Source organism: Nitrosomonas ureae, from assembly GCF_900108305.1.
In the GTDB taxonomy this organism is placed as follows: Bacteria; Pseudomonadota; Gammaproteobacteria; order Burkholderiales; family Nitrosomonadaceae; genus Nitrosomonas; species Nitrosomonas ureae_B.
Map to the genome: position 1 here is coordinate 177,761 of NZ_FNUX01000003.1, position 25,758 is coordinate 203,518.

Consider the following 25,758-nt stretch of genomic DNA (forward strand, 5'->3'; position numbering starts at 1 on the left):
AGAACCCGGAGAGTTTTCAACCTTATATTTGCCGTGCATTCCCGAGCATCCTATTGCTGATGATCGGGCGGCCCAATTGAATTTAAACTAGATCTCTCAAATGGTTATTGCTGGCACGAGAAAAATTATCATTGTTCTAATACTGATTACCATTGCCGCCGTCTATTGGTATAGCGGTGACTCCAAAGAATCTTTAGCGAACAAATACAAAACCCGGAACATAGAACGTGGCGATATCATACAAACCATCTCCGCCAATGGTACGCTTACACCTGTCGTGCTGGTCAACGTAGGCACGCAGGTTTCCGGAACGGTCGCTAAATTGCATGCGGATTTTAATGATCAGGTAGAAATCGGGCAGATTCTGGCTGAACTCGATCCCGCCATACTGCGCGCGCAATTGCAGCAATCCAAAGCCAATCTTCTCAATGCGCAAGTTACGTTGAGAATCGCTGAAAGTAAATTAAGGCGCCATCGGTTATTAAAGGAAAAGGAATTCATTTCACCCGAGGCATTGGAAATCATTGAGCAGGAAACTGAAGCCGCACGCGCGCAACTGGCCATTAACCAAGCTCAGGTCGAGCGAGATCAGGCCAATCTTAATTACAGTGTGATTCGCTCGCCGATTTCAGGTGTCGTCATCGCACGGGATGTCGACATCGGTCAAACCGTAGCCGCCAATTTTCAGACCCCGATTTTATTTCAAATCGCCAAAGACCTGCGGCAAATGCAAATCAACATCAGTGTGGCCGAAGCGGATATCGGTCAATTGCACATCGGTCAGTTGATTAATTTCACTGTAGATGCCTTTCAGCAGCGGAAATTTTCCGGTACGGTCAAGCAAGTCCGGCTCAATCCGACCATCCAGGAAAACGTCGTGACTTATAACGTCGTGGCGATGGTCGATAATGATGACGGCACATTGTTACCCGGAATGACCGCCAACATCCATTTTGTCGTCAAGCAAAAAAACGACGTGCTGCGTGTCCCCAATGCAGCTTTAAGATTCCAGCCGAAAAACATGGAGTCAGGTGAGGGCGGAAAATCAACTCAATCCTCGCAACAACCCACGGTATATCTGCTGACGGAAAATCACCCTTTACCGAAGACCGTTACCCCAGGAATCACCGATGGCAATTTCACCGAAATTATCAGCGACGAAATCAAAGCGGGTGATAAGGTGATCCTCAGTGAAGTTGCCGATAAAAAAGAATCCGAAAGCAAGTTCAAATTACGGGTATTTTGATGTCTTTGACTCAGCCCACGCATTCCACTCAGTCGCTCATTCAATTAGAGCATCTTTGCAAAAGCTACAGTTTGCAGGATGCGCATGGCCATACCATTACCACCCAGGTTCTGCATCAGATCGACCTGACCATTCGTCAGGGTGAGTTTGTCGCCATCATGGGGCATTCGGGGTCGGGCAAATCCACCTTGATGAATATACTCGGCTGCCTGGATACGCCGACCAGCGGTTCATACTGGTTATCCGGAAGGAACGTTGCGACACTTTCCAGTAATGAATTGGCGCAAATTCGCAATCGAAACATCGGCTTTGTATTTCAGGGATTCAATTTGCTCAAGCGTATGACGGCTCTCGATAATGTTGCAACACCCTTGCTCTACGCGGGGATCAGCCGCTCCAAGAGCCGCCAGCAAGCATTGGAATTCCTGCGCCGCACCGGCCTGGAAGATTTTGCCATGCATCAACCCAACCAGCTTTCCGGGGGGCAGCAACAGCGAGTCGCCATCAGCCGCGCCTTGATCAATCATCCCTCGTTGATCCTGGCTGACGAACCGACAGGCAATCTGGATACGCAAACCAGCAATGACATTATGCAGTTATTCGAGCAACTCAACCGCGATCAAGGGATTACCATCATATTGGTCACACATGAGAACGATATTGCAGCCTACGCGAAACGTTTGATCCATTTGAAGGATGGGCGCATTACGATTGACAATGACACTACCGCAGCAGCACCCTTACATGAAGCTGAATAATTGGTTAATGCCATCCGGCATTGCATACCGCGGCAAGATTAATTTATGAATCTATCCGCGATTTTTGGCGAAGCACTGCGCGCCTTACGGCAGAACCGTCTGCGTACAGGATTGACCATGCTGGGCATGATCATCGGTGTTGCCGCTGTCGTACTCATGCTGTCGATTGGTCAAGGCGCGCGCACCAAAATCAACGAAACCATCGCGGCGATGGGTAGCAACTTGCTGCTCGTAGTGCCTGGCGCCATGTCCTCTGGCGGCTTTAGTTTCGGCAGCGGCAGTGTCAGGACTTTAACCATCAATGATGCGCACGCCATTGCGGAACTCGCATCGATCCGGGCAACTGCGCCGGTAACGAGCGGAACAGTGCAACTCAACTATGCCGCCAAGAATTGGAGCACCCTTATTACCGGCACCACACCGGAGTATTTTGAGGTCGGCAACTGGACAATGGAATCCGGTACGGCCTTTACCGAATCCGAAGTGCGCTCGGCGGCACGAGTCGTTGTATTGGGATCGATCACGGCGAAAAATCTCTTCGGCGATGAAGAGCCCGTGGGCAAAACCATACGCATCACCAATCGTCCGTTTCTGGTTGTGGGGGTGTTAATGGCCAAGGGCCAAAGTCTCACGGGGCGGGATCAGGATGATAATGTGTTCGTTCCGATCTCTACCAGCGAACGGCAAATCACCGGCAACCAGTTTCCCGGTTCTATCCGCTATATGCTGGTACAAGGCGCATCAGCGAACGAAATGGATATTGCCGAAATTGAAATTACGCAATTATTACGTCAGCGTCACCGCATCCCCAACGGCAAGGATAATGATTTCACTGTCCGCAACTTGACCGCCATCGCGGATGTTGCGACCGATGCCGCCAAGATCATGTCCATTGTACTCGGCGCGATCGCATCGGTTTCTTTATTGGTCGGCGGCATCGGGATCATGAACATCATGCTGGTATCGGTGACAGAGCGTACGCGTGAAATCGGCATTCGCATGGCGATTGGCGCCAATCAACGTGCCATTCTGACGCAATTTTTATTGGAAGCGATGATGATTTGCATCATGGGCGGCTTAATTGGCCTGATCATAGGTATTGGCGGCGCCTGGCTGGTCAGTCAGGTGGCTGATATGTTGATTGTTATTACTGTGGGAATGATTGGCCTGGCATTTTTATTTTCTTCCGCAGTCGGCATTTTTTTTGGCTTTTACCCCGCTCGAAAAGCGGCTTCACTGAAACCCGTCGACGCGCTTCGATACGAATAAATTGCTGGCATAACGATTCTCTATCAGCACGCCAGTAATTTATATGTTCATGATTATATTTATTATTATATGGATATAGTATGCCGTTACCTGCATTTAATTCGATTTATTAACCGTTTTCCAAAGGGTAAACGTCCGCAATGTGCTATAGTCTTGGTGTGACAAATTCACAAATGTAGTACTTATTAATTTATTAAAGAGAACATTAATTAAATGAAACTTTTAAAATTTCTTACAGTAACAATTTTTGCATTGACATTAGTAGCTTGTGGCAAACCTACGGCTCCGGAAAGTGCTAAAGAGGAAGGTTACGGCACGACTCATGAAGGCAAACCGGCTGAAGGCCGCAATGAGCTTCCTGCTGATTAAGTAGTCACGCTTAAAAGCATTACTGGTATTGTTTATCGTTCAATGTCAGTTAATTGACTTAAGACCTCTGTAGGATCGATTTATCGTTCCTACAGACTTTTAATACCAGCAACAAATCGAAATACTTCATGCGCTAACGCGATGCTCTGCATAAGCCACTTCCGGTTGCATTAGACTTTCCTGCTGTATACGTTTCCTTAAATTCCTGCTCTCCTCCGTCGCCGCTCAGTACGTTTCATCCGCAATCCTCCTTGGAATTCATATAAAACCAAATCAAACAGGTTTTTGCCACAAATACCAATAAATATTATAATTAGGTATTCATCATTTTTTCATGGGAATTGTTATGCCTATACAAAAAAATACAAGCGTGACTTTGGGTGAACATTTTGAGAAATTTCTGGTGCAGCAGATTAAAACGGGACGTTATGGCTCAACCAGCGAAGCCATACGTGCGGGGCTGCGTTTGCTTGAGGAACGCGAAACCAGGCTGGAAGCATTGCGCCATGCTTTGATTGAAGGTGAACAAAGCGGCACGTCCGACTATTCCTTGCAAAACGTCCTGGATGAATTGGAAAATCAGGATTAGATGAGGTCATTCACCCTCACCCAAAAGGCAAGAACCGATATGCTCTCGATTGGCCGTTATACACGCAAACAATGGGGAAAGGTGCAACAAAGGCGTTATCTGAGTCAGCTCGACTCAACATTCCATGATCTGGCGGACAACCCAACATCAGGTCGCGCATGCGATGGTATTCGTGTAGGCTACTACAAGTATGGCGTCGGCAAACATGTGATCTTTTATCGACATGCGGAAAAAGATCGCATTGAAATTGTCCGCATCCTGCATCACCGTATGGATATTGAACAGCATGTGTAATGCTGCTTCTCAATTCGATTAAACTCTAACAAGAAACGACGCAATAACCTCGAATATACCCGCAGCATGGATGGATCCATCACTCACCTCTTCAATATTTCAGAATATATCGATGACTACTTTCTAAAGACATCAATAGACAATTCTCGCCATCTCCCGCCCTCTTTCCTCATTGACTGTAGCCAACAGCATCAACCCGATGATAAAAAATGCCAAGGTACTGAGCAACGCAATGCGGTGATCTCCCGCAAATAGATAGACCATGCCGCCATACGTCAGCGGACCGATGATCGCGGATAGTTTCGTCGCCAATCCCCACAACCCGAAGAATTCCCCTTGACGCCCGGCTGGCGTGAATTGACCCACCAACGCCCGTCCTGCGGATTGTGCGCCGCCGAGCGCGGTACCGATCAAATTGGCCGCGACCCAGAATAACCATTCATCGGTGGCCCAATAGGCGCAGACAATCGCTGCTATCCAGATCAGCAATGTAATGGCAATGCAACGGCTTGACCCGATACGGTCTTGCAGATGGCCAAACAGGAAAGCGCCGATGGCTGCGGTGACATTGACCACCATGATCAGCACAATGGTATCTTGCGTTTTGAATCCCATCACTTCCTGCGCGTACACCGCCGCCAGCACGATAACGATGTAGATGCCGGAATAGTAGACCGTCAATGACAGCAGAAAACGGAACAAATCGATATGCAAGCGGGCCTGGCGCAGCGTATCGCCTAAACGGCCGAATCCTGCACGGATCAGATGCTTGCTGTCAAAAGACTCGGATACCTCCACGCGCTCGCGCAGCCAAAGCAATGTTGGCAATGCCGCAACGCCAAATAATGCGGCAACGATCAGGTTGGTAACCGGGACATATTGCGCGGCTTCCAGCCCCTGCTTTTCCGCATGCGTCACATAAATCAGACACAGCCCCAGCGTCAGCAAGCCGCCGAAATAACCCAGCGCCCAGCCATAGCCGGAAAGCCGCCCCATGGTTTCCGGCGTACTGATCTCGGGTAAAAACGCCGCAATCAGATTTTCACCGCTGGCAAACATGAAAGTCGCCAGCATCACCAATATCATGGCCAAAACGATGTCACCCGGACCGGCAAAATACAACAGCGCAGTAAACGACACACAACCAACTGTGGTTACCGTCAGGAAGCGTTTCTTTGCGCCGGAACAATCCGCGATCGCGCCTACGACCGGCGCACTCAGCAACACCAGCACATTGGCAGCCGCCATGGTCATCGACCACAGCAGTGTGGCGTTTCCACTACCGTGCTCCGCAGCGATGACGCCGACAAAGTAGGCATTGAAAATGGCCGTCAGAATAACCGTGGTATAGCCGGAATTGGCGAAATCGTACATGCACCACGCAAAGCGCTCGCGCCGCGTGGCCGGATGGGGATGGTTGGAAGTCAATGCCATAGTCGGGACGGATCAATAGGTAAATGCGGCGTGTTTATTGTCCTGTCATGGTTTCCGGCACCACCCAGGCGTCGAACTGTTCCGCCGTCACATAACCGGTCGCAATCGCCGCAGCCTTCAGGGTTGTACCTTCACGATGCGCTTTCTTGGCAATCTCGGCGGCCTTGTCGTAACCGATATGCAGATTCAGCGCGGTCACCAGCATCAACGAGTTGTGCATCAGGGTATCGATGCGCTCCCGGTTGGCTTCGATACCCACCGCGCAATGATCGTTGAAGCTCACCATCGCATCGGCGAGCAAGCGAACACTTTGCAGGAAATTATGAATGATCAGCGGTTTCATCACATTCAATTCGAAATTTCCCAGCGCGCCACCCATGTTGACTGCAACATCGTTGCCCATGACCTGGCAGCACACCATCGTCATGGCTTCCGATTGCGTCGGATTGACCTTTCCCGGCATGATCGAACTACCCGGCTCATTTTCAGGAATGCGCAATTCGCCGATGCCGCAGCGCGGCCCGGAAGCCAGCCAGCGGATGTCATTGGCGATTTTCATCAATGAAGCGGCCAATGTTTTCAATGCGCCGTGCGCGTGCACCAACGCATCGTTGCTCGCCAGCGCCTCGAATTTGTTCGGCGCGGTGACAAACGGCAAGCCGGTCAGACGCGACAATTCCGCCGCCACGCGCACCGCAAATTCCGGATGCGCATTCAAACCGGTGCCGACCGCCGTGCCACCCAAAGCCAGCTCGCATACATGCGGCATCGCCGCTTCGACATGGCGCAGGCCATGATCCAGTTGCGCCACGTAGCCGGAAAATTCCTGCCCCAGCGTCAACGGCGTCGCATCTTGCAAATGCGTGCGGCCGATTTTGACGATACCGTCGAATGCCTGCGATTTGGTCGCCAACGTGCCACGCAATTGCTGAATCGCCGGAATCAGCCGCTGCTGCATCTCCTGCACCGCAGCAACGTGCATCGCGGTCGGAAACACATCGTTGGACGATTGCCCTTTATTGACATCGTCGTTCGGATGCACAATGCGGCTGGCGCCGCGCCCACCGCCAAGAATTTCCGACGCGCGGTTCGCGAGCACTTCGTTGACGTTCATGTTGCTCTGCGTGCCGGAACCGGTTTGCCACACCACCAACGGAAACTGATCGTCGAAATGACCGCCGGTCACTTCGTCGGCAGCCTCGATGATCGCCGCAGCACTGGCGGCGCTGAGCAACCCCATATCGTGATTGACTTTGGCGGCGGCGCGCTTGACCATGGCCAGCGCATGAATCAGCGCCAGCGGCATGTGCTCACCGGAAATCTTGAAATTCTGCAACGAGCGCTGCGTTTGTGCACCCCATAATGCTGCGGCGGGTACCTCGACCACGCCCATGGTGTCGTGCTCTTCACGGGTTTTCATGGGTAATTACCTCACTATGTGGATAAATTGGGGTGCTAATTTATTAAGATTCCGGTTTAACATTTTATTCATTGCAATTTATAACGTTGGAATTAATCGACGTCGCCTAGCAGAGTTCGGTTAGGACTTGTTGGGTCACCACAATCTTAGAAGGGGAGATCGTCATCTTCGTCTGCTGCTGGCTTACGCTTTTTAATTTCTTCTATCAGCCGTTGGTAAACTTCTTCATCAATCTCTTTTTTGTAATCAACCGCGAACTTTGTTATGAACTCGAACACATCATTATCGCCCAAAATCCAGTTCACCTGATTATTGGTAAGTGCTGCATCGATTATTTCGCTGACTTGCGACTGACTGAAGTTCTCAAAACCAGAAAGTTTTGCTACGGCGCTATGCGTAGTCACAAATGAACGACTACCGACTAGCTGTTGAACAGCCATTTCCTTTTCAAATTCGCTAGCCAGCTTAATGTTCGGATAATGTTCTTTGAAGAAAGGAGCAAGCCTACGATAGAAAAATACATCGGCACTCTTCTTCATCTTCCACTCTCTTATCAAGAACTCTTTGGGCTTGTTTTCATCGAGAATTGAGAAGTAATCTCTGTCGTCTGCGATCAGGTATAGGTCTTTCTCATCCGGAACGCTTTCAAGTAACGCCTCCCAGTTAATGGCATCACCTAGAGATCCATTCTTCCCTGGGGGATTACCAACGCTCATCCGAAATTTTGATTTTGAAACCAATTTCTCTGATAATTTGATTGGCGTGGATTTTTCAAAAAGCTCTTCGATAACTACGTCGGCTTTAAGAGAATTGTTTTCAATATCTTTGGAAACCTGATCAACGAGTGAGGAGTGCTGCCTCTCAAAATCTTTCTGAAGACCGCGGAGTGATATGTATTCTTCATAGTCTTTACAAATTGCCGGGAACTGGAGATTAAGCTTTTGATCTTTCAAACTCTTAAGAGCTGCGGCAATCTTAGTTTCACGATTACGCCAGTACTCGTCTACCGTTTGATTCGGAAGGTGCAAAACAACACTCCCTTTTTCCAATAACGCCTTCAGCTTCCGTAGTTCTTCCAAGTCATCATTTGTCAGATGATAGAAAGAAAGGAAAACATTTGTATCAATGAATACATTCATTTGACTCATGATTTCCTTAGATCTAGCTTAATATACACGACAAAAAATGTCGTACAAACTGAAATAGAATGTCGCGTAACACAAGCATTCCTAACTATTTATTACTCAGTTAATTGCAGAAAAAATTTCTAAATAAAGTAAAAACGCACCACTTTGTTTTCTTCCATTTAAATAACCCCGGGAGGCTACCAATGCACACATTGGTAATCAGCACATCACTCTTAGCCCTCCAGACAATCAATCCCAACTCAACGCTCCACCGGTTTGATACTCGGTCACGCGCGTTTCAAAGAAATTCTTTTCTTTCTTCAGATCCATCATTTCCGACATCCACGGGAACGGGTTATTGGCATTCGGATACAGAGTATCCAAACCGATTTGCTGGCAGCGGCGATTGGCGATGTAGCGCAGATATTCCTTGAACATCGGCGCGTTCATGCCCAATACGCCGCGCGGCATGGTGTCTTCCGCATAGCGGTATTCCAGCGCCACGGCTTTTTGCATCAATGCGGCGATTTCTTCGCGGAACGCTTTGGTCCACAACTGCGGATTCTCCATTTTGATCTGATTGATCACGTCGATACCGAAATTACAGTGCATCGACTCGTCACGCAGAATATATTGATATTGCTCCGCCGAACCGGTCATTTTGTTCTGCCGCCCGAGCGCCAGAATCTGCGTGAATCCAACGTAGAAGAACAGACCTTCCATGATGCAGGCAAACACGATCAGGCTTCTGAGTAACTGCTGATCGGTCTCCAACGTGCCGGTCTTGAAGTGCGGGTTCGTTAGCGTGTCGATAAACGGAATCAGAAATTCGTCTTTGTCGCGAATCGAGGATACTTCGTGATAGGCGTTGAAGATTTCCCCCTCGTCCAGACCCAGCGACTCAACGATATATTGATACGCATGGGTATGAATGGCTTCCTCGAACGCCTGTCGCAGCAGATACTGGCGGCACTCGGGATTGGTGATGTGACGGTACGTACCCAGCACGATGTTGTTCGCCGCCAATGAATCCGCCGTGACAAAGAAACCCAGGTTACGCTTGACCAGGCGGCGCTCATCTTCGGTGAGGCCGTTGGGGTCTCGCCACAACGCAATATCGCGGCTCATGCTGATTTCCTGCGGCATCCAATGATTCGCACAGGCACCGAGATATTTATCCCAGGCCCATTTGTATTTGAACGGCACCAATTGATTCACGTCCGCATTGCAATTGATGATTTGCTTATCTTCCACCGCAATGCGGCGGTTGGCGCTGCCCGCAACAGCTGGCTCATCCGCGGCAGTGTGGGATTCCTTAAACAATCCTTGCAGCGGCGCGTCCAAACCCGGGATTGATGGCTTTTCCTTAGATGATTCGTCTTCAAATGTCAGCATCGTAAACTCCTTATATTGGGATATTGGGATTATTGGCAGGATTCGCAGCTTTCGTCATCGATCGCGCAATATTTGATTTCAACCGTGGATACTTCCACCGCCGCCTTAACGACTCCGCCATCGGCAGGCACGGCATTCAACGATCCTGCGCGCACGGTCGATTTTTCCGCCGCGGTGGCGCCCATCGAGCGTAGATAATAGGTGGTTTTCAGACCGCGCAACCACGCCAGTTTATAGGTTTCATCCAGTTTCTTGCCGGACACGCCCCCCATATAAATATTCAGCGATTGTGACTGGTCGATCCATTTCTGCCGCCGCGCGCCCGCTTCGATCAGCCATAGCGGGTCCATTTCAAATGCAGTCGCGTACAGGGTGCGGATATTTTCCGGAATGCGGTCGATCTTGCTGATCGCACCATCGAAATACTTCAAGTCGGAGATCATGACTTCATCCCATAAGTTGAGCTTCTTCAGATCATTCACCAGTGAGCGATTGGTAATCGTGAATTCCCCGGACAGATTCGATTTAACGTACAGATTCTGATAAGTCGGCTCTATGCTCGCAGAAACCCCCACAATGTTGGATATCGTCGCAGTCGGCGCGATCGCCAGGCAGTTGGAATTGCGCATGCCATGCAATTTGATGCGCTGCCGCAACGCTTCCCAATCCAGCGTTGCTGAGAGATCCGCTTCGACATAACCGCCGCGCTCCTGTTGCAAGATCGTCAGCGTATCGTGCGGCAGAATGCCGCGATCCCACAGACTGCCTTTGTATGTGCTGTAGCAGCCGCGCTCCTGCGCCAGTTCGGTCGATGCCCAGTAGGCCTGATAAGCCACGGCTTCCATTGAGCGGTCGGCAAACTCCACCGCGGCTGGCGAACCGTAGGGAATGCCCAGTTGATGCAGGCAATCCTGAAACCCCATGATGCCCAATCCCACCGGACGGTGCTTCAAGTTAGCGTTGCGCGCTTTCGCCACGGCGTAGAAATTGATGTCGATGACATTATCCAGCATGCGCATGGCGACATGAATGGTGCGTTTGAGCTTGTCCATATCCAGCGCGCCGTCTTTCAAATGCGCGACCAGATTGACCGAACCCAGATTGCACACGGCGATTTCCTTATCGTTAGTGTTCAAAGTGATTTCCGTGCACAAATTGGAACTGTGCACCACGCCGATATGGTTCTGCGGTGAACGGATATTGCAAGGATCCTTGAACGTGATCCACGGGTGGCCGGTTTCGAACAACATGCTCAGCATTTTGCGCCACAATTGCACTGCCGGAATTTTTTTGTACAATTCGAGTTCACCGCGTTCAATCCTGGCTTCGTAGCCTAAATACGCTTGTTCAAATTGCTGGCCGAACTTCTCGTGCAAATCCGGAACATCCGAAGGTGAGAATAATGTCCAATCCCCGCCTTCCATGACACGCTTCATAAACAAATCGGGAATCCAGGTGGCGGTATTCATGTCGTGCGTGCGGCGGCGATCGTCACCGGTATTTTTACGCAATTCCAGAAATTCCTCGATATCCAGATGCCAGCATTCCAGATAAGCACAAACCGCACCTTTGCGTTTACCGCCTTGATTGACCGCTACCGCGGTATCGGACACCACTTTCAGAAAAGGCACCACGCCCTGTGATTTGCCATTGGTACCTTTGATACGCGCGCCCATGGCACGCACCGCTGTCCAGTCATTGCCCAATCCACCGGCATACTTGGCCAGCAGCGCATTTTCCTTGATGGATTCATAAATGCCGTCCAGATCGTCCGGAACCGTGGTCAGGTAACACGATGACAATTGCGAACGGCACGTGCCGGAATTGAACAATGTCGGCGTTGAGCTCATGAAATCAAAACTCGACAACACCTGATAGAATTCGATGGCGCGCGCTTCCCGGTCGATCTCATTCAACGCCAGCCCCATCGCCACGCGCATAAAAAACGCTTGCGGCAATTCGATACGCTGTTCTTTGATATGCAGAAAATAGCGGTCGTACAAGGTTTGCAGTCCCAGGTAATCAAACTGCAGATCGCGATCCGCATCCAGCGCTTCGCTCAAACGCGCCAGATCAAATTGCGCCAGGCGCTGATCCAGCAACTCAGCCTCTATGCCGCGCTTGATGAAAGCCGGAAAATACTCCTGATAATGCGACTGCATCATCTGCTGCGAAACTTCCGCGCCCAGCACTTCGTGGCGCACATTATCCAACAGCAGACGTGCCGTGACGTAGCTGTAAGCGGGATCTTTTTCAATCAGCACGCGCGCCGACAAGATCACGGATTTTCTGACTTCATCGATGGGTACGCCGTCGTACAAATCCTTCAATGTGGCTTTCAGAATCAACGCAGGCTCGACGGCATTTCCCAATCCTGCGCAGGAAGTTTCAATCAATGCGGACAATTTGGCCACGTCCAGCGGCACTCTTTGCCCGTTATCCATAACGTACAGCACTTCCGCCGCCGTCTCTGCTGCCGATTTTTGCTTCAGCCTGGCTCTTTCCCGCGTGCGCTCTTCACGATACAGCACATAAGCGCGCGCCACATCGTGTTCGCCGGAGCGCATCAAAGCCAATTCAACCTGATCCTGGATATCTTCGATATGAAAGGTACCGCTATCGGGTTGCCGGCGCAGCAAGGCGTTCACCACATCCTGAGTTAAATTGACCACGACCTCACGCACCCTGACCGACGCAGCACCCTGGCCACCATCAACAGCGATAAAGGCTTTCGTCAAAGCGACCGAGATCTTGCCGGGCTCAAACGTGACCACCGCACCATTGCGGCGAATGACTCTATGTTGGGGAAAACGGGGATTCTGTGCTGGCATATCGGTAAAACTTGAAGTTCCGGATACAGATTTGAGGGTGGTATGTTCTGTCGCAAGTTGCATTGACGATTCCTCCTGGCTGAATATTCATCAAAGAAAATACAAATTTCCATGGATTCAATGAAATAGTATTATTCTCACAAAACCACAATATCTAGTGTTTAATGACAAACACTACAGCACGGATGGTACACCACAAATTATTTTCCTGCTGCAAGTTTTTTAATCTTTTTTAACCAAAGAAAAATAATCCGCAGCCATTTTGGGTTAAGAATGAATCCGATCAGGAAGTTGAAGAAAGTTGTCTGATACACAACAAACACGACACGCGGATAAACTAGCGATAGTGGAAAAGATTACAATGTCAGCGTGCGTTATTATCAGTAGCAAGCAAGATTGGTTGCTAGCACTGCGTCAATAGTTTATCCAATTGATTGGCAAAATATTTACGGTCATTCTGACTCAGGGCAGACTGACCACCCGTATCAACGCCGCTATTGCGCAAAGCTTCCATGAAATCGCGCATGCTTAATCGCGCGCCGATATTTTCCCGGGTATACAGTTCACCCCGCGGGGTCAGCACCAAACCATCTTTTTTGATGACTTCCGCGGCTAGAGGAATATCGCTGGTAATCACGAGATCCCCGCTTTCCAGCCCTTTGACGATTTCATTATCCGTCACATCAAACCCGGATTCGACCTGCTGCATGCGGATGAACGGCGAGGGAGGTATATACACGGGATGATTGGCAATCAATATTAACTGCCGCCGCGTCCTTTCGGCCGCTCTGAATAAAATTTCCTTGATGGCAACCGGGCAGGCATCGGCATCAATCCATATTTTCATTCATTATTGCCCGGGTTGAATCAATGCTCATCGGAATCTCCTTTGTCACTCGTCAACACTTGCGGCAATGCGGCTTTTAAATAATAAAACATCGACCATAGCGTTAACACTGCGGCAATATAGATCAACCAAGTACCGATTTGCTGCGCATTGAAATATTCGCCGACATTCTCATGGTACAGCAATAACGGGATGGCGATCATTTGTGATGTCGTCTTGATTTTACCCAGGAACGATACCGCGACACTTTTGGATTGACCGATCTGCGCCATCCACTCACGCAAGGCGGAAACGGTAATCTCCCGCCCGATAATAACTAACGCGATGGGCGCATCCAACCGACCCAGATAAACCAGCACGATCAATGCGGCGCATACCATTAATTTGTCAGCGACGGGATCCAGAAACGCGCCGAATGCGGAAGTTTGATTGAGCACGCGCGCCAGATAGCCATCCAGCCAGTCGGTAATGGCTGCGCCAGCAAAAATCAGTGTAGCCACAAGATTCTGATTGGATGGCGATAACCAGGAGTGGGGCAAATAAAAAATACCCACAAACAACGGGATCGCCAGGATGCGTAACCAGGTTAATAAATTTGGCAGGTTAAAAGGCATGGAAGGCTACTTAAAAATAAATGGTAATGGCGTCAATGCAGCTCCCGATAGATCTTTTCCGCCAATTTGCGGCTGATTCCTTCGGTTTGCTGCAACTCCTCAATGCTTGCAGTCAATACACCTTTCAATCCGCCAAATCGCCCCAGCAGATGCTGCCGCCGTTTGGCGCCGACGCCCTCAATATTCTCCAAACTGGAACTGGTTCTGGCTTTGCCGCGCCGGCCACGATGCCCCTGAATCGCAAAACGGTGCGCTTCATCACGGATTTGTTGGATTAAGTGCAATGCTGCATGCTCACTGGGCAATTGTAACGGCTTTTCGAATAACGGAGAAATCAATTGTTCCAATCCGGGCTTGCGCTGTTCACCTTTAGCCACACCCAATAAACTGGCATCGTTGATGCCCAATTCCTGCAATGCTTCCTGCGCGGCGCTCACCTGTCCTTTACCCCCATCGATCAGAATCAGATCCGGCAATTGACCTTCGCCGCTGGTTACCTTCTGATAGCGGCGAGATAGTGCTTCCCGCATTGCGGCATAATCATCGCCAGGTGTTACGCCTTCAATGTTATAGCGGCGGTATTCGTTATTGCGCATGGCGAAATTGTCGTACACCACGCACGATGCTACGGTCGCTTCACCCAAGGTATGGCTGATGTCAAAACATTCGATGCGTTGCAAACCGGGCATCTGCAATTCCTGCTGCAATGCCAGCAGGCGCTTTTCCTGACTGGCGTGACGACTCATCATTTGTTTTAAAGCCAGGCGAGCATTCTCAGTGGCCATATCAAGCCAAACACGCTTCTCACCGACCGGATTGAGTTGCAGCGTAATTTTATGGCCGCACTGCTGTGTCAATAATGTCTGCAACGCTTCGCGTTCTATTTTCTCCTCCATAATAATCAATGGAGGTACGCTACGATTCAGATAGTGCTGCGCCAGGAATGCTTCAACCACGTTTACTGCACTGTAATCATCCGCATTTTGCGGGAAAAAACTTTTATCCCCCAAATGACGCCCTCCCCGAATCATCGCCAGATTGACACACACCTTCCCGGAGTCATCCGGTGATACCACGCAAACCACCACATCGGCATCGAGCGCTTTTCCGCTATCGACAAACTGTTTCTCGCGAATCCGGCGCAATGCCTGGATTTGATCGCGCAGTGCCGCCGCTTGTTCATATTCCAATCGTTCGGAAGCCTGTTGCATCTTGACATTGATCATTTCCATCACCTCGGTTTGCTTGCCTTGCAAAAACATCTCAGCATTTTTGACATCCGTTTGATATTCCCGCCGGCTGATTCGGTTGATGCATGGGCCGCTGCAACGCTTGATCTGATACAACAAGCACGGGCGCGTGCGATTACTGAAAACACTATCTTCGCAGGTACGCAGCCGGAAGATTTTTTGCAGCAATTGAATGCTCTCGCGCACCATGCCCGCATTGGGATAGGGTCCAAAATACTGATGCGTTTTATCCAGTGCGCCACGATAAAACCCCAAGCGCGGGAACTCATGCCCGCTCAAAATCACATAGGGATAGGATTTATCATCGCGGAACAGGATGTTATAGCGCGGTTTCAGACTTTTGATCAGATTGTTTTCCAGCAGCAAGGCTTCGGCCTCGGAACGCGTCACGGTGGTTTCGATTCCGGTTATCTGCGAAACCATCAACTGGATTCGGGGTGCCAGATTGCTTTTCTGAAAATATGAAGCGACGCGCTTTTTAAGACTGACCGCTTTGCCGACGTAGATCACTTCACCTTTAGCGTTGATCATACGATAAACCCCCGGCTGCAAGGGCAGGCTGCTACAAAATTCCCTGGCGTCAAAACTGCTGTTCGACAAACTGTTTAATCCTCGCCGCCCAATAATTTTCCTGCCACGGCCCAATTTTCGTCAGGAAGTTCGTCAAAACTAATGTAAGTATAGGATTTCGGTTTATTCGCGACGCGCTCCAGCGTATCGGTTAATTCGGTGGCGATCCGCTGCTTTTGCTCGCGGGTTAATGTACCGGCAACACGGATATTGACATAAGGCATAAAATTCTCCTGGTAAGTGATCGAATCATGGTTTGATATCGGCAATAATTTGTGCAAACACCTGCGCAAACATCTCTGCAGTCAGACGTTTGGTCTGTGTATTGTAGCGGCTGCAATGATAGCTGTCATAAAATCGCAGGCCATTGCCCGATGATGAAGGCACTGCGTGTACCGCACCGTGCGCAAACGGATAGTCTTTCGCTTTTAGCTGCAAACTCATCAAAACCGCTTGATGCGCCACCGTACCCAGCGCCAGCATAGCAATACCACCACCTTTCATAAACTGATTGATTTCAACCGACAGATATTGATTACATTGCTTGATTTCCTGCGGCATCGGTTTATTTTCCGGTGGCAGGCACTTCACCGCATTGGTAATACGGCAACCCATCAATCGTAATCCGTCGTCCGCTGCAATCGAGTCATTCCGGGTAGCCAAGCCGAATCGATGCAAGGTCTGATACAACAAGATCCCCGCATAATCTCCGGTGAACGGCCGTCCGGTACGGTTCGCGCCATGCATACCAGGTGCCAATCCTACAATCAGAAGCTTCGGCATGGCTTCGCCAAATGCAGTCACCGGACGCGCATGATAATCCGGATACTGATCCTTCACGGTTTGCAAGAAGCCGGACAAACGCGGACATTGCTGGCAACTCAGAATAGCCTGATCAAAGGCATGCGATGAAACATCAGTCATGATGGAGAAATACTGAAAGCAAAAATGATATTGTATTATTGTATGTGCGCGCACCGGATTAATCGAGGATTAAATTTTTGCTGGTTCAGTTCATCTTATCATGGACGAGAAATTGACGTTTCCAGCCTAAGAAGGTATAGTGTCGCCTTTTCCGGGGTGTAGCGTAGCCTGGTAGCGCGCCTGGTTTGGGACCAGGATGTCGGGAGTTCAAATCTCTCCACCCCGACCAATTAAACCCTGATATTTAGAGCAACCCGACTTGGTGCCCGTAGCTCAATCGGATAGAGCACCAGCCTTCTAAGCTGGGGGTTACAGGTTCGATTCCTGTCGGGCACGCCATAAATATTTCTTCGCCGTGTGGTTTGAATTTGCCTTTCAGTTAGCGCAGAAATAACCACAGCATGTCTTTATATGGTGGCTGTAGCTCAGCTGGTAGAGTCCCGGATTGTGATTCCGGTTGTCGTGGGTTCGAGTCCCATCAGCCACCCCAAAATACCACTCAGTCAGATCAAGAACAAAAAATTCTGCAAAATGGAAACAAAATTTTGTAAGATGAATCAAATGATATTATTTTCTCAATTGTAATTTAATGAACAATAGACACATGATTCAATGGCTACTAAAGGTAGCGATTCTTTTTATTGTACTGACATCAATAATCGCTATAGGGAAAGCACTTAAATCTGACCAAGGCTTGGAAAGCAGAATATTTTCCAGTTCGTTCAATTACGCAAATCCACTCCCGGACAATCATTTCACGAATAAGAAACATTTCTACCAGAGCTAATGACAATCAGAAGAGCCATCCCAAAACAGGTTATTGAGGACTATAATCGCAGAGCATGAGCAATAATTACATGCTGTTATGAGTGTTGTCGTTATTTCTTAATATCTGCCAAACTGTTTTAACATTCACGCGTTGACAGCGAATCAGTAGTGTGATGGCAATTTCCTCTATGGCTGCATATATGCAAAACAAGGTAGCTATTCTAAAGGGCCAGTCTAATATTTCAGCGAAAAGCAAGATATAGCTAATAGTAGTTATAGCTACGGCAAGCTTTACACTCCATGTATGGTAGCTGATTATTGTATGAAACTTGATAAGACCGACCAGGACAGGCAAAGTAAAACTAAGAACAATGGTAATAAAGTAGAACCGCTCTCGCAGCATGATATCCGGCCATAATATCCAAGCACATATCGCCATTGTTGAATAGATAATAAAATCACCCCAGCTATCAAGGCGCGATCCTAATGTGGTTTCTTGATTTAATATTCTGGCCAGTAATCCATCAAGCACATCAGTAAATATTGCAAGTAACAATACGCCAAAGAACCAGTAGGGTTGCTGTTTTAATGCAAAATAAAGCATTACCGGTGCCAATAGTATCCGGATTACGCTGATCAAGTTAGGCAGATTGACTATCTGTTCTTTAGTTCTATCCATAACAATAACTCACTATTAATCAGCAGGACTTCCTGAGCACTCTCCAGTGATAAAGAAAGTACGTCATAATCATGTCAATGACAGTAAACGCAAAAACTAAAAATAGAATCCCTGATAAAGAGAGGTCAAAAATATGCATCATCATCAGCGCAGGAATAAGCGATTCCGGGATTTGATCAAGTAATGGCGCTTTGCTGCTTGGTACCATTCCCAATCGACGCTTGACGAAACTGGAGAATAAATCCCCGGAAATTGTGCCAATAGCAATTAGAATGCCTACTTCCGCAGTGTAACCAAATATCAAGGCAACACCAGGTAAGACCAGCAGCGTAGCAAGAATACCTCGCCAAGTTTTTGAGGCACCCAATACCGGGTTACCATCTGCCATTTTGGCACCAAAATCAACTGCGGCATTCCACTGATTATTGAGTAGCATTCGCGCCAATATTGGCGCACCATTTGCTATTATAATCAGCAATAGTAGTTGAAGTAACTCGATAGTCATTGATAGCCCATGCAATCGATTATATTGAGCTATTTTCGACTCATGAAAAGCCTAAAAATTCAGGAATCGTATGACTGATATATCGCTGAAAGTTTTAACCTATAATATTCACAAAGGATTCAGCGCAACGAATTTGCGTTTCATCCTACATGAAATAAAGAATTTTCTACGCCATATTGACGCTGATATCGTTTTTCTACAAGAAGTACATGGTGAACGTAGGATATCTAATCAGCGATTTGATAATTGGCACAATACTCAGCAGTTTGAATTTCTTGCCGATCAAGTTTGGCATCACTATGCTTATGGTAAAAATGCCATTTATAATTCCGGGCATCATGGCAATGCAATACTAAGCAAATACCCTATTATTGAATGGGATAATATTAATGTTTCAATGTTACGATCGGCCAGTAGAAGCCTGTTGCATGGAGTTATCAGCATTCCTGAATCCGGTCAGAGAATTCACATCATTTGCATTCATTTCGGGTTATTTGGACACGAAAGGAAGCGCCAACTCTCAGCATTAGTCAAGCGAATCAGTACGCATGTCTCAACCAGTGAACCGTTAATTATTGCAGGCGACTTTAATGACTGGCGGGAACAGGCCGAACACTATTTGCATCGCGACCTGGGCGTTAACGAAGTATTTAAAATTACCCGTGGGGCATACGCACGCACATTCCCAGCCTGGATGCCGGTATTGTCGATGGATCGCATCTATTATCGAGGACTCGATATTATCGACTGCAACCGTCTGCATGGTCAGCCCTGGCACCGATTGTCAGATCACATCCCACTTCTTGCCGAGTTTAAACTCTGATTCTAATGTTTAATGACAGATTCTATTAAGTTTTCTTCGTTATTTGATGATAAAGCTGGTTGTACAATCGAAGTAGAGTGCAGCTCTGGCTTATGCTCCAATGCTAAATCAATCACTTGATCTATCCATTTAACAGGGTAAATGGTTAAATTATTTTTTATATTTGAAGGAATTTCGGTTAAATCCTTCACATTCTTGTCAGGAATAATTACCGCTTTTATACCACCCCGATGCGCTGCCAGCAATTTTTCTTTTAGTCCACCGATCGGTAGCACTTCACCTCTTAAAGTAATTTCACCTGTCATAGCTATATCAGCACGCACTGCAATATTTGTTAAAACCGATATCATTGCAACGCACATACCAATCCCCGCGCTCGGGCCATCTTTCGGTGTTGCACCCTCTGGCAGATGTATGTGAATATCATTCTTTTGATAAAAATCCTCAGAGATACCTAACAGATGAGCTCGTGCCCGAACTACAGAAAGAGCCGCCTGTATAGACTCCTGCATCACCTCTCCCAGCTTACCCGTTGTAATGGTTTTCCCTTTTCCTGGCAATACCGCAGCTTCTATGGTCAATAATTCGCCCCCTACTTCTGTCCAAGCCAATCCGGTTACTTGTCCAATTTGATTTTTTTCTTCTGCAACGCCATAAGTATAGCGTCTGACCCCAAGGAATTTATCCAGATTACGTGACGTCACAGAAATTTTACTTTTTGTTTTTTTAAGTAATAGTGCTTTTACAGCTTTCCGGCAAATTTTTGAAATTTCCCGCTCCATTGCACGCACACCAGCTTCTCTCGTGTAATAGCGCGCAATATCCCGCAATGCAGAATTGGAAACCACCAATTCGCTTTCTTTAACACCATGATTCTGCATTTGTTTAGCCAATAAATATTGCATAGCAATATTTAATTTCTCATCCTCCGTATATCCAGACAATTGAATTACTTCCATACGATCCAGCAATGCCGGAGGAATATTTAAAGTATTTGCTGTCGCCACAAACATGACATCTGATAAATCATATTCGACTTCAATGTAATGATCCACAAATGTATTATTTTGCTCCGGGTCTAGAACCTCCAGTAAAGCCGAAGATGGATCCCCGCGGAAATCCATACCCATCTTGTCAATCTCATCAAGTAAAAATAATGGGTTCTTAACGCCCACTTTACTCATATTATGTAAAATCTTACCCGGCATGGATCCAATATAAGTCCTTCGATGACCACGAATTTCAGCCTCGTCGCGCACGCCTCCCAGCGACATTCGCACAAACTTTCTATTGGTTGCATGAGCAATCGATTGACCAAGCGAGGTTTTACCGACACCTGGCGGCCCCACCAAACAAAGAATCGGCGCTTTCATTTTACTCACACGCTGTTGCACAGCCAGATACTCGACGATTCGTTCTTTTACTTTTTCAAGACCATAATGGTCTTTCTCAAGAACAGCTTCCGCTGATTTTAAGTCGCTATTAATTTTGCTCTTTTTTTTCCATGGCAAGGCAACCAGCGCATCAATATAATTTCGAACGACAGTGGCTTCGGCCGACATAGGAGACATCAAGCGAAGTTTCTTTAATTCTGATTCAGCTTTTACCAGAGCATCTTTAGGCATTTGAGCAGATTTGATTTTTTTCTCAATTTCTTCAATATCTGCACCATCTTCACCCTCACCCAATTCCTTTTGAATGGCTTTTACCTGCTCATTAAGATAATAATCGCGCTGGCTCTTCTCCATTTGCCGTTTTACCCTACCGCGAATACGTTTCTCGACTTGTAAAATATCGAGCTCCGTCTCCAGCAATCCTAGTAAATGCTCTAGGCGCCTAGTTACATCAAAAATTTCCAATATCTCTTGTTTTTGTTCAAGTTTTAATGGCAGATAGGCTGCAATTGTATCGGCTAAACGCCCTGCTTCATCGATACTGCTGAGAGAAGTAATTATCTCTGGCGGGATTTTTTTATTAAGTTTCACATATTGATCGAACTGAGCCAGAATGGCACGCCGCATTGCTTCGGCTTCGGAATTATCTGTGGTGTCAGGTAATAATATTTGCGATGCCCTGCCAGTAACATGAGTCCCTGAATCGATGAATTCTAAAATACGTGCGCGGTGATTGCCCTCCACTAAAACCTTGACAGTTCCGTCCGGTAATTTCAGCATCTGCAATAAACTAGCGATACTGCAAACCTCATATAAATCCTCAGGAACAGGATCATCTTTCGAGGCTATTTTTTGAGCAACAAGCAGAGTATTTTTATTCGCCTCCATTGCAAGCTCAAGCGCTTTAATCGATTTCTGCCTTCCTACAAATAATGGAATAACCATATGCGGGAAAACCACCACATCGCGCAATGGTAAAAGCGGCAATGTCAATTGTTCAGAGTCTTCGAGTAATGAAATCATATCAACTCACAAATAAAGTTCACAATTAATGGTACATATATGTGCCGCAAACCAAAATTCAAGTCTAATTTATTCTCAACTATCATTAAGAATATTTTCCACTTAGATTAATAATTAAATTACATAACAGTTACTTAGATCGTTTCGCAACTTTAGGTTGATCCGAATAAATTAGAATGGGTTTAATGTCATCACTAGTGGAATTGTAATCAATAACCACTTTTGTAACATTCTCTAATGATGGAAGATCATACATAATATCCAGCAATATTTCTTCTAGAATAGAACGTAAACCTCGGGCACCCGTTTTACGCGTTAAAGCTTTTTTCGCAATTGCTTTAAGTGCTGGTTCCCGAAACTCAAGATCAACTCCCCCTTCCATATTAAACATTTTCCAATACTGCTTGACAAGCGCATTCTTTGGCTCAGTCAATATTTGAATTAATGCAGCTTCATTTAACTCTTCCAAAGTTGCGACGACTGGCAAGCGCCCCACAAACTCAGGTATTAAACCGAACTTGACCAGATCTTCTGGCTCTACTTGCTGTAATACTTTATTTACATCCTTCCCTGAATGGCTCTTTACTTCAACGCCAAAACCAATCCCGCCTTTCTCAGTACGCGCTCTAATTACTCTATCAAGCCCATCAAATGCACCGCCACAAATAAACAGAATATTAGTGGTATCCACTTGAATAAATTCTTGATTGGGATGCTTTCTTCCGCCTTGCGGAGGAACCATGGCAACAGTGCCTTCAATTAGCTTTAAGAGTGCCTGCTGCACTCCTTCACCTGAGACATCGCGTGTAATGGATGGATTATCCGATTTACGTGAAATTTTATCAATTTCATCAATATAAACGATACCTCTTTGAGCCTTTTCTGCGTCGTAATTACATTTCTGAAGTAATTTCTGAATAATATTCTCAACATCTTCACCAACATAGCCCGCTTCCGTTAAAGCAGTAGCATCGGCCATAATAAAAGGTACATCCAAGAGGCGAGCCAAAGTTTGTGCCAGTAATGTTTTACCAGAACCTGTTGGACCAACCAACAAAATATTACTCTTTGATAACTCAATATCATCAGTTTCATCTGATTTTGGTATATTCCTTAGGCGCTTATAGTGATTATAAACTGCCACAGAAAGAGTCTTCTTAGCAGACTCTTGTCCGATGACATACTGATCTAATATTTGGCAAATTTCACGTGGCACAGGCAAATTTGATTTAACGAGTTTTGTTGCTTCATCGCCTTGCATTTCTTCACGGATTATGTCATTGCAAAGATCGATGCATTCATCACAAATAAATACCGAGGGTCCAGCAATAAGTTTTCTTACCTCATGCTGACTCTTGCCGCAAAAAGAACAGTAAAGAAGTTTCTCGCTACTAGCTTTGTCTGGCATATTTTTATCCTACACTAATTGAGTTTGAATACCCATAATAAAAAACTTGCGTATAAATATTTACTTAATTTGCACCATCATTCCTACGAGATAAAACTGCATCTACCAAACCATAATTTACAGATTCTGTTGCGCTCATAAAATTATCACGATCCGTATCCTTCTCAAGATCAGATACTGGCCGCTCTGTATGTTTAGCCATAATTTCATTTAAGCGTGATTTTAGATAAAGTATTTCACGCGCATGTATTTCAATATCTGAAGCTTGACCTTGAAAGCCTCCTAATGGCTGGTGAATCATCACTCTCGAATTTGGCAAGCAATAACGCTTACCTTTTGCACCCGCAGTCAATAATAGTGCTCCCATGCTTGCAGCCTGACCAATACACAGTGTGCTAACATCAGGCTTAATGTATTGCATCGTATCATAAACTGCCAAACCCGCAGAGACCATGCCTCCTGGTGAGTTAATATAAAAAAATATATCCTTTTCTGAATTCTCAGATTCTAAAAATAAAAATTGAGCAACAACCAGGTTTGCACTTGCTTCAGTGACGGGACCAACAAGAAACACAACTCTTTCCTTCAATAAACGTGAATATATATCGTAAGCACGTTCACCCCTACCACTGGTTTCTATGACCATAGGAATTAACCCAAGGTTTCTAGGCTCCATATCACGGATGCTATCAAATATTTGCGCCATCTTAAGATATCCCCATCAACTCATCAAATGTAATAGTTTTATTGATTAATTTAACCTGGCCAAGCGCCCAATCAACAATATTTTCTTCTAGGGCCAACGATTCAGCCTCCTGTAAACGCTCTGGAGAAGCATAATGCCATTTAACGACCTGCTCAGGATTCTCATAACTTTGAGCTGCATTTTCTATTATGCTCCGAACATGCGCTGGATTATTTTTAATAGAGTGCACTTTGACAAGCTCCGCTAAAATTAATCCCAATTTGACACGATACTCAGCTTTCTCTTTAAATAACTCGGATTTAAGAGATATTTCGTTTGCTTTTATCCCTCGTGCTTCAAGGTCACTTTTAGCATCTTGCAATAATCTTTCCATTTCTTGCTTAACCAGAACAATGGGAGCTTCAATTTGAGTAGTTTCCAAAATTGATCTCATAACCTGTTCTTTAAGTTTTGACCTTGAGCGCTTAGAGATTTCACGCTCGAGATCTTTTTTTATTCCTTCGCGTAGCTTCTTTAAGTCTCCATCGGGAACACCAAGTGATTTGGCAAATTCTTCATCCACACTTGGCAATACCGGCATTTCCAGTTCATTCATTTTTACTTCAAATGTAACGGTCTTTCCTGCAACGTCTTTACCATGGTATTCCTGAGGAAAAACAACATCAAAAGATTTGTGATTCCCTATTTTCATACCTATTAGAGAATTCTCAAAATCTTTTAGAAATTTTCCATCTCCTAGTATTAACTGAACATCATCGGCTTTTCCGCCCGCAAAATCATCTCCATTGATAACACCGTGATAATCAATTTTGACCCGATCACCTTTTATTGCCGCGCGACTAACTGGTTTATAGATCACGCGCTGTTTACTTATCATGTCGATAGTTTTATCAATATCGACTTCATCAACTCGCACATCAAACTGATCGACATTCTGATTACTCAAATCACCCAATATGATCTCGGGGTAAACTTCAAATGTTGCGCTAACAGTGTAAAGGGCATCCTGTTCGTTGGTTAATTTATTTTCAAAGCGGGGATAGCCAGCAATTTTTAAATTATTTTCCTTAACAGTATCTGTGAATTCTTTGTGAATTGCATCATTGATTACATCCTGTTGTACTTGCACACCATACATTTGCTTAACTATTGTAAGCGGAACTTTTCCAGGACGGAAACCATGAAACTTGGTTGTCTTTGCTAGCTTCTTTAAGCGAAGGTCAATTTCATCCTGCAATTTTTCAAGAGAAATTGAAATATCGAAACGACGTTCTAATGCGTCGAGATTTTCTACCTTTGATCCCATTAAAAATTCCTGATTGATTAAATTTTTCCAACATAACCCGAATACTAACTGTGTTATTGATTGAGTAACACTTGTAAACAGTAAACCATGTATTAACTTAATTTGGTGCGAAAGGGGGGACTCGAACCCCCACACCTCTCGGCGCCAGAACCTAAATCTGGTGCGTCTGCCAATTCCGCCACTTTCGCATATCATTTTATTTATTATCG

23 protein-coding genes and 4 tRNA genes are annotated in these 25,758 nt (G+C 46.5%); 10 read left to right on the plus strand and 17 right to left on the minus strand.

The window, feature by feature from the left end; genetic code table 11:
• Window positions 1-100 precede the first annotated feature (100 nt).
• The 6 genes from C4S39_RS03330 to C4S39_RS03350 all read left to right on the plus strand — a co-directional run bounded on the left by C4S39_RS03330 (window position 101) and on the right by C4S39_RS03350 (window position 4,525).
• Complete coding sequence (locus C4S39_RS03330; protein WP_103965631.1) at window positions 101-1,246, plus strand: efflux RND transporter periplasmic adaptor subunit; 1,146 nt, start codon at window positions 101-103, stop codon at window positions 1,244-1,246.
• Window positions 1,246-2,004, plus strand: coding sequence for an ABC transporter ATP-binding protein (locus tag C4S39_RS03335; protein WP_103965632.1), 759 nt, complete (start codon window positions 1,246-1,248; stop codon window positions 2,002-2,004). Before C4S39_RS03330 ends, C4S39_RS03335 begins: the two co-directional genes overlap by 1 nt.
• Window positions 2,005-2,049: 45 nt before the next feature.
• Window positions 2,050-3,273, plus strand: coding sequence for an ABC transporter permease (locus tag C4S39_RS03340; RefSeq protein WP_103965633.1), 1,224 nt, complete (start codon window positions 2,050-2,052; stop codon window positions 3,271-3,273).
• Between the two features lie 213 nt (window positions 3,274-3,486).
• Window positions 3,487-3,642: a hypothetical protein gene (locus C4S39_RS15235; RefSeq protein WP_181023739.1), complete on the plus strand. Its 156-nt coding sequence runs from the start codon at window positions 3,487-3,489 to the stop codon at window positions 3,640-3,642.
• Between the two features lie 346 nt (window positions 3,643-3,988).
• On the plus strand, window positions 3,989-4,231 hold the full coding sequence (locus C4S39_RS03345; protein WP_103965676.1) for a type II toxin-antitoxin system ParD family antitoxin: 243 nt from the start codon (window positions 3,989-3,991) through the stop codon (window positions 4,229-4,231).
• Window positions 4,232-4,525: a type II toxin-antitoxin system RelE/ParE family toxin gene (locus C4S39_RS03350; protein WP_103965634.1), complete on the plus strand. Its 294-nt coding sequence runs from the start codon at window positions 4,232-4,234 to the stop codon at window positions 4,523-4,525.
• A 132-nt stretch (window positions 4,526-4,657) separates the two neighbouring features.
• Here C4S39_RS03350 and C4S39_RS03355 read toward each other — a convergent pair whose 3' ends face one another.
• The 10 genes from C4S39_RS03355 to C4S39_RS03400 all read right to left on the minus strand — a co-directional run bounded on the left by C4S39_RS03355 (window position 4,658) and on the right by C4S39_RS03400 (window position 16,937).
• Window positions 4,658-5,959, minus strand: coding sequence for an MFS transporter (locus tag C4S39_RS03355; RefSeq protein WP_103965635.1), 1,302 nt, complete (start codon window positions 5,957-5,959; stop codon window positions 4,658-4,660).
• A 34-nt stretch (window positions 5,960-5,993) separates the two neighbouring features.
• On the minus strand, window positions 5,994-7,379 hold the full coding sequence (fumC, locus tag C4S39_RS03360; RefSeq protein WP_103965636.1) for a class II fumarate hydratase: 1,386 nt from the start codon (window positions 7,377-7,379) through the stop codon (window positions 5,994-5,996).
• A 146-nt stretch (window positions 7,380-7,525) separates the two neighbouring features.
• On the minus strand, window positions 7,526-8,527 hold the full coding sequence (locus tag C4S39_RS03365) for a PIN domain-containing protein (protein WP_103965637.1): 1,002 nt from the start codon (window positions 8,525-8,527) through the stop codon (window positions 7,526-7,528).
• 228 nt (window positions 8,528-8,755) lie between these two features.
• Complete coding sequence (locus C4S39_RS03370) at window positions 8,756-9,901, minus strand: ribonucleotide-diphosphate reductase subunit beta (RefSeq protein ID WP_103965638.1); 1,146 nt, start codon at window positions 9,899-9,901, stop codon at window positions 8,756-8,758.
• A gap of 29 nt (window positions 9,902-9,930) precedes the next feature.
• Window positions 9,931-12,795: a ribonucleoside-diphosphate reductase subunit alpha gene (locus C4S39_RS03375; RefSeq protein WP_103965639.1), complete on the minus strand. Its 2,865-nt coding sequence runs from the start codon at window positions 12,793-12,795 to the stop codon at window positions 9,931-9,933.
• A 340-nt stretch (window positions 12,796-13,135) separates the two neighbouring features.
• Window positions 13,136-13,579 (minus strand): YaiI/YqxD family protein, encoded by a 444-nt coding sequence (locus tag C4S39_RS03380; RefSeq protein WP_103965640.1) that lies wholly within the window; start codon window positions 13,577-13,579, stop codon window positions 13,136-13,138.
• 20 nt (window positions 13,580-13,599) lie between these two features.
• Window positions 13,600-14,193 (minus strand): CDP-diacylglycerol--glycerol-3-phosphate 3-phosphatidyltransferase, encoded by a 594-nt coding sequence (gene pgsA / locus C4S39_RS03385; protein ID WP_103965641.1) that lies wholly within the window; start codon window positions 14,191-14,193, stop codon window positions 13,600-13,602.
• Between the two features lie 32 nt (window positions 14,194-14,225).
• Window positions 14,226-16,043 (minus strand): excinuclease ABC subunit UvrC, encoded by a 1,818-nt coding sequence (gene uvrC / locus C4S39_RS03390; RefSeq protein WP_103965642.1) that lies wholly within the window; start codon window positions 16,041-16,043, stop codon window positions 14,226-14,228.
• 5 nt (window positions 16,044-16,048) lie between these two features.
• The gene (locus C4S39_RS03395; RefSeq protein ID WP_103965643.1) at window positions 16,049-16,237 is read right to left on the minus strand and encodes a tautomerase family protein; all 189 of its coding nucleotides are present in this window, start codon (window positions 16,235-16,237) and stop codon (window positions 16,049-16,051) included.
• A 25-nt stretch (window positions 16,238-16,262) separates the two neighbouring features.
• Entirely contained in the window at window positions 16,263-16,937 is a 675-nt protein-coding gene (locus C4S39_RS03400; protein WP_103965644.1) for a uracil-DNA glycosylase, read from the minus strand.
• A gap of 152 nt (window positions 16,938-17,089) precedes the next feature.
• On the opposite strand from C4S39_RS03400, the gene C4S39_RS03405 reads away from it, so the two are divergent.
• The 3 genes from C4S39_RS03405 (at window position 17,090) to C4S39_RS03415 (ending at window position 17,427) form a co-directional block, all read left to right on the plus strand.
• Window positions 17,090-17,166 (plus strand) — tRNA-Pro (locus tag C4S39_RS03405).
• A gap of 33 nt (window positions 17,167-17,199) precedes the next feature.
• A tRNA-Arg gene (locus C4S39_RS03410) sits at window positions 17,200-17,276 on the plus strand.
• Between the two features lie 75 nt (window positions 17,277-17,351).
• Window positions 17,352-17,427: transfer RNA gene (locus C4S39_RS03415), tRNA-His, on the plus strand.
• 363 nt (window positions 17,428-17,790) lie between these two features.
• Here C4S39_RS03415 and C4S39_RS03425 read toward each other — a convergent pair.
• Together C4S39_RS03425 and C4S39_RS03430 are read right to left on the minus strand one after the other, a co-directional pair.
• Window positions 17,791-18,384: a CDP-alcohol phosphatidyltransferase family protein gene (locus C4S39_RS03425; RefSeq protein WP_103965646.1), complete on the minus strand. Its 594-nt coding sequence runs from the start codon at window positions 18,382-18,384 to the stop codon at window positions 17,791-17,793.
• Window positions 18,385-18,403: 19 nt separating this feature from the next.
• On the minus strand, window positions 18,404-18,889 hold the full coding sequence (locus tag C4S39_RS03430; RefSeq protein WP_103965647.1) for a CDP-archaeol synthase: 486 nt from the start codon (window positions 18,887-18,889) through the stop codon (window positions 18,404-18,406).
• Between the two features lie 70 nt (window positions 18,890-18,959).
• On the opposite strand from C4S39_RS03430, the gene C4S39_RS03435 reads away from it, so the two are divergent.
• Window positions 18,960-19,712 (plus strand): endonuclease/exonuclease/phosphatase family protein, encoded by a 753-nt coding sequence (locus C4S39_RS03435; protein WP_103965648.1) that lies wholly within the window; start codon window positions 18,960-18,962, stop codon window positions 19,710-19,712.
• A 2-nt stretch (window positions 19,713-19,714) separates the two neighbouring features.
• Here the strand turns inward: C4S39_RS03435 and lon are convergent, their stop codons facing one another.
• From lon to C4S39_RS03460, 5 genes are all read right to left on the minus strand, one after another.
• On the minus strand, window positions 19,715-22,129 hold the full coding sequence (gene lon / locus C4S39_RS03440; protein ID WP_103965649.1) for an endopeptidase La: 2,415 nt from the start codon (window positions 22,127-22,129) through the stop codon (window positions 19,715-19,717).
• 130 nt (window positions 22,130-22,259) lie between these two features.
• Window positions 22,260-23,537 carry an ATP-dependent protease ATP-binding subunit ClpX gene (clpX, locus tag C4S39_RS03445; protein ID WP_103965650.1) on the minus strand — a complete coding sequence of 426 codons (1,278 nt, stop codon included), beginning with the start codon at window positions 23,535-23,537 and terminating at the stop codon, window positions 22,260-22,262.
• Window positions 23,538-23,601: 64 nt separating this feature from the next.
• Window positions 23,602-24,243, minus strand: a complete 642-nt coding sequence (gene clpP / locus C4S39_RS03450; protein WP_103965651.1) for an ATP-dependent Clp endopeptidase proteolytic subunit ClpP — start codon at window positions 24,241-24,243, stop codon at window positions 23,602-23,604.
• Between the two features lies 1 nt (window position 24,244).
• The gene (gene tig, locus C4S39_RS03455) at window positions 24,245-25,549 is read right to left on the minus strand and encodes a trigger factor (RefSeq protein ID WP_103965652.1); all 1,305 of its coding nucleotides are present in this window, start codon (window positions 25,547-25,549) and stop codon (window positions 24,245-24,247) included.
• A gap of 103 nt (window positions 25,550-25,652) precedes the next feature.
• Window positions 25,653-25,737, minus strand: a tRNA-Leu gene (locus C4S39_RS03460).
• Between the last annotated feature and the right edge of the window lie 21 nt (window positions 25,738-25,758).